The sequence below is a fragment of the Bradyrhizobium sp. genome (assembly GCF_035652035.1).
GTDB lineage: Bacteria > Pseudomonadota > Alphaproteobacteria > Rhizobiales > Xanthobacteraceae > Bradyrhizobium.
This window is the reverse complement of record NZ_DASREO010000006.1, coordinates 1-4,683: the sequence shown is the minus strand read 5'-3', so window position 1 is coordinate 4,683 and position 4,683 is coordinate 1. Positions and strand designations below refer to the sequence as shown.

Here is a 4,683-nt window from a genome sequence, read left to right as displayed (position 1 = left end):
GCGGAATTTCCGCCGAGACGTTCTTGAGGTTATTGCCGCGCGCGTTGACGACCTTGATGGTGCGGCGATGGTTCGGCGGCCGCCGCTCGGGCACGTCGACCGACAGTTCGCCGGTGAGGTATTTGCCGGTCAGCGAGTCCGGATTGTGCATGATGTCGGCGGGCGTGCCCTGCGCGACGATCTCGCCGCCATGCATGCCGGCGCCGGGGCCGATATCGAGCACGTGGTCGGCCAGCCGAATGGCGTCCTCGTCATGCTCGACCACAACAACGGTGTTGCCGAGGTCGCGAAGTCTCTTGAGGGTCTCGAGCAGCCGCGCGTTGTCGCGCTGGTGCAGGCCGATCGAGGGCTCGTCGAGCACATAGAGCACGCCGGTTAGGCCGGAGCCAATCTGCGAGGCCAGGCGAATGCGCTGGCTTTCACCGCCGGACAATGTGCCGGACGAACGCGACAGGGTCAGATAGTTGAGGCCGACATCGAGCAGGAAGGAGAGCCGTTCGCGGATTTCCTTGAGCACCCGCGCGGCGATCTCGTTCTGCTGCGCATTGAGCACCTTCGGCACGGTCTCGAACCATTCGCCGGCGCGGCGCACGGAAAGCTCCGAGATTTCGCCGATATGCTTGCCGCCGATCTTGACGCACAGCGCTTCGGGCTTCAGCCGATGGCCGTGGCAGGCCTCGCACGGCACGTCGGAGAAATACTTGCCGAGCTCCTCGCGCGCCCATTCGCTTTCGGTCTCGCGATATCTGCGGTTGATGTTGGTGATGACGCCCTCGAACGGCTTCTTGGTGTCGTAGGAGCGCACGCCATCTTCGTAGGAGAACTTGATCTCGTCCTCGCCCGAGCCGTGCAGGATCGCGGCTTGCGTCTTCTTGGCTAAGTCCTTCCACTTGGTGTCGAGGGTGAACTTGTAGAATTTCGCAAGCGCCGTCAGCGTCTGGATGTAATAGGGCGAGGACGACTTGGCCCAGGGCGCGATCGCGCCCTTGCGCAGCGTCAATTCCTTGTCGGGAATGACGAGGTCTTCGTCGATATGCTGCTCGATGCCGAGTCCGCCGCAGGCCGGACAGGCGCCGTAGGGGTTGTTGAACGAGAACAGCCGCGGCTCGATTTCCGGAATCGTGAAGCCGGAAACGGGGCAGGCGAACTTCTCCGAGAACAGAATCCGCTCCGGCCCGCTCTTGTCGTGGATCTTGGCGACTTTCTTCTTGTCGTCGACTTCGGCGGCTGGAGCCGGCGCATCGGCGTATTCGATCACAGCCAGGCCTTCGGCGAGCTTCAGCGCGGTCTCGAAACTTTCGGCGAGACGCTGGCCGATGTCGCCCCGCACCACGATGCGGTCGACCACGACGTCGATGTCGTGCGGGAATTTCTTGTCGAGCGTCGGCGCTTCGGCGAGCTCGTAGAACTTGCCGTCGATCTTGACGCGCTGAAAACCCTTCTTGAGATATTCGGCGAGCTCCTTCTTGTATTCGCCCTTGCGGCCGCGCACCACCGGTGCCAGCAGATAGAGCCGCGTGCCCTCGGGCAGCGCGAGCACGCGATCGACCATCTGCGAGACGATCTGGCTTTCGATGGGAAGGCCCGTGGCGGGCGAGTAGGGCACGCCGACGCGCGCCCACAAGAGACGCATGTAGTCGTAGATCTCGGTGACGGTGCCGACGGTCGAACGCGGATTTTTCGACGTGGTCTTCTGCTCGATCGAAATGGCCGGCGAAAGTCCGTCGATCTGGTCGACGTCTGGCTTCTGCATCATCTCGAGGAACTGCCGCGCATAGGCCGAGAGCGACTCGACGTAACGGCGCTGGCCTTCGGCGTAGATGGTGTCGAACGCGAGCGAGGATTTGCCGGAGCCGGAGAGGCCCGTGAACACCACGAGCTTGTCGCGGGGAATCTCGACGTCGATGTTCTTTAAGTTATGTTCGCGCGCGCCGCGAATGGTGATCGCTCGCAATGAACTTGCGGATTGCTGGCGGCGCGCTTTGAGAATTTCATCCATATCGGCATTTCCAGGCGCGCGAGTGGCCGCGCGACGTTTCGGGGCGCGTCGCGGCAACGCGATCGGACGCCAATGGCTATGCTCGGAACATAGGAAGAACGGGAGAGGATTTCCAGCGCCGCGTGCGCGCCATCAACGGATAGTTGGAACATGGCAGCAGCGGTCAGCATCGGAATACAAAAAGCCGGCGAAATCGCCGGCTTTTTCGAACTCAGACGCGGTTTGCGATGATCAGTACTTCGCCACGACGGGGCCGCCGAACGTGTAGTTCACGCGCACTGTGCCCATGTCGACGTCCTGCTTGATGCTGTTGGCGCGATCGAAGCCGCCCTGGAAGTTGATGAAGTTGACGCTGCTGCCGTTGCCCATGAAGAGATGATCGTATTCGACAGCGATCGACCAGCCGCCGCCAAGGCCGAGTTCGAGACCGGTTCCGATCGCACCACCCCAGCGCGTCTCTTTCGCCTGATCGAAGACAAAGCCGGCCGGGAAAGCGCCGACGGTGACTTGCGAGATCCCGCTATACGTATTGTGCGTGACGACCGCGCCGGCCTTGCCGTACCAGAGCACGTTGTTCCAGGCATAACCGATCTGGCCGGTGAAGAGGCCGATGCCGTCGATCCTGGTCTGATCCGAGAACGGGAAACCGCCGAAGGTCCCGATCGTGCTGGTGTTCGATCCCTTCAGGCTTGCCCAGTCGCCCTGCGCTTCCAGGCCGAAGACCCAGCTCGTCATCTGCCAGCGGTAGCCGATCTGGCCACCAGCCAGGCCGCCGGTCGCATTGTGGCAACCGATGCCGGTTGCGGGCACCGGGCCGAAGCCATCATTGGTGATGTCCCAGCAATTGTGGCTCGAGGCGCCACCAGCATTCAGACCGCCGTAAAATCCGGACCAGTTGTACATCGGCGCCATGACGGGCGCCTTGGTGTAGACCGGCGCGCGGGCGGGAAGGTCGGCCGCGCTCGCGGGCGCAACTCCCATGGCAACAAGACTGACGCCGACCAGCAGGGCCTTTTTCATTTTGTCTCTCACCTTGGTTCTCAGGTCGGCCGGCCGCAACCAGCAACTGAATCATTTGATGCGCGAAGCGATAGCGCAGCCGCCGGCAAAATACCGTAACCGAAACACCACAACTCCGTCCAAAATCTGCAACCTGAACGTGATCGCCTGACGAGTTCAGTCAACAAAAAAGCCGGCACAACGGCCGGCCTTTTCGAGATCAAGCGGGTGAAGCGCGATCAGTATTTTGCGACGACCGGACCGCCCCAGCGATAGTTGACGCGCACCGACACCAGGTCGGTGTCGCCGTGGATGCGGTCAGTCGAGACCACCGCGCCGCCAACCGGGTTGGTGAAGGTGGTGTTGGCGTTGGCGACGAACAGGTGGTCGTATTCAATCGCGGCCGACCAGTTCGGCGCGAACGAAAATTCGACACCGGCGCCGACAACGCCGCCCCAGCGATTGTCGCCGGAGGAGGTTGCAACGAGCGCGCCGTTGGAAATGATGTCGTTGCGATCGGCAACGACCGCTCCGCCGCCCTTGAAATACAGCAACGCCGTATTCCAGGCGTAGCCGACCTGGCCGGTGAACAATCCGAACGCGTCGACGCGGGAGCGATCAATGCGGGTCGGGTTGGTCAGAGCGACGCTGCTGCCACGCAAGCTGGCCCAGTCGCCAAGGGCTTCAAAACCCCACACCCACGAACCGGTCTGCCAGCGATATCCAGCCTGTGCACCGGCAAATCCGCCTGAGGTGGTGTGGCAGCCATCGGGGCCGATGATCGTGGGACCAGTCACGTCAAAGCAGCGGTTCGACGTTCCCCAGCCGCCATTGGCGCCGACATAGACGCCGCTCCAGTCGTAGAGGGCAGGCATCATCGCCACCGGCGCCTTGTAGGCGGGTGCGGGAGGCAGATCAGCCGCCACTGCCGGTGCCACTGCTCCCAACGCGAGGAGAGCGACAGCGCCCAGCATCATCCTCTTCATTCCAACAACTCCGGCTTCTTCGTCCGCTTCGCTTTTCCAAGGAAGCGTTTAGTCCCATCGATCGAAGGAGCGCCCATTCCACCCCTGATTGGACTCGATCCTACCGCAGTTTGGCCCTGACGGCCGTCTCTTAAAAGCCACACTCCATAACGAAGTGGACCGGCGCGAAGTTAATGATTTGTCATGCGTTTTGTCGCCTGCGCCAAAGGCGCTGCGAGCGCGGTGGCGGGACCGGAAAGGACGGGATTGGGCGCGGCGCAAGTACCTTTTCCAGTGATTTTCCCGGTAATTCCGTAGGCTTCCTCACTTGGGGCTTTACTTGGGGCTTTCTCAAAACCACACCGGAACAAAACTGGAACATTTCAATCCGACCTGCTATATGTGGGGATAACACAGGCATGGGCCGGGCGAACCCGGCAGGCAGGCGTATAGGGTCTGCGGCTTGGATAGCGGAGTAAGTGGAGAACGGCGATGGCAGGAAGCGTGAACAAGGTGATTCTGGTCGGAAATCTCGGCAAGGATCCCGAAATCCGGCGGACCCAGGATGGGCGGCCGATCGCCAATCTCAGTATCGCCACCTCGGAGAGCTGGCGCGACAAGGCAACCGGCGAGCGCAAGGAAAAGACCGAGTGGCATCGCGTCGTGATCTTCAACGAAGGCCTGTGCAAGGTCGCCGAGCAATACCTGAAGAAGGGCGCC

4 protein-coding genes are annotated in these 4,683 nt (G+C 61.9%); 1 reads left to right on the top strand and 3 read right to left on the bottom strand.

The features are described 5' to 3' along the window. The 3 genes from uvrA to VFB05_RS02200 form a co-directional block, all read right to left on the bottom strand. Nucleotides 1–1,999: excinuclease ABC subunit UvrA (gene uvrA, locus VFB05_RS02210; RefSeq protein WP_325008312.1), on the bottom strand; the 1,999-nt coding region annotated here is incomplete at its 3' end. Nucleotides 2,000–2,230: 231 nt separating this feature from the next. Further along, the gene (locus VFB05_RS02205) at nt 2,231–3,019 is read right to left on the bottom strand and encodes an outer membrane protein (protein ID WP_325008310.1); all 789 of its coding nucleotides are present in this window, start codon (nt 3,017–3,019) and stop codon (nt 2,231–2,233) included. Between the two features lie 218 nt (nt 3,020–3,237). Then, complete coding sequence (locus VFB05_RS02200; protein ID WP_325008308.1) at nt 3,238–3,984, bottom strand: outer membrane protein; 747 nt, start codon at nt 3,982–3,984, stop codon at nt 3,238–3,240. Nucleotides 3,985–4,455: 471 nt separating this feature from the next. Here VFB05_RS02200 and ssb point away from each other — a divergent pair. Continuing rightward, nucleotides 4,456–4,683, top strand: a 228-nt coding sequence (ssb, locus tag VFB05_RS02195; RefSeq protein ID WP_325008306.1) for a single-stranded DNA-binding protein, incomplete at its 3' end; no start/stop codon positions are given.

Bases quoted from the DNA above. Each gene is read 5' to 3' on its own strand.
- VFB05_RS02205 (WP_325008310.1), bottom strand. From the start codon at position 3,019: ATGAAAAAGGCCCTGCTGGTCGGCGTCAGTCTTGTTGCCATGGGAGTT.
- VFB05_RS02200 (WP_325008308.1), bottom strand. From the start codon at position 3,984: ATGAAGAGGATGATGCTGGGCGCTGTCGCTCTCCTCGCGTTGGGAGCA.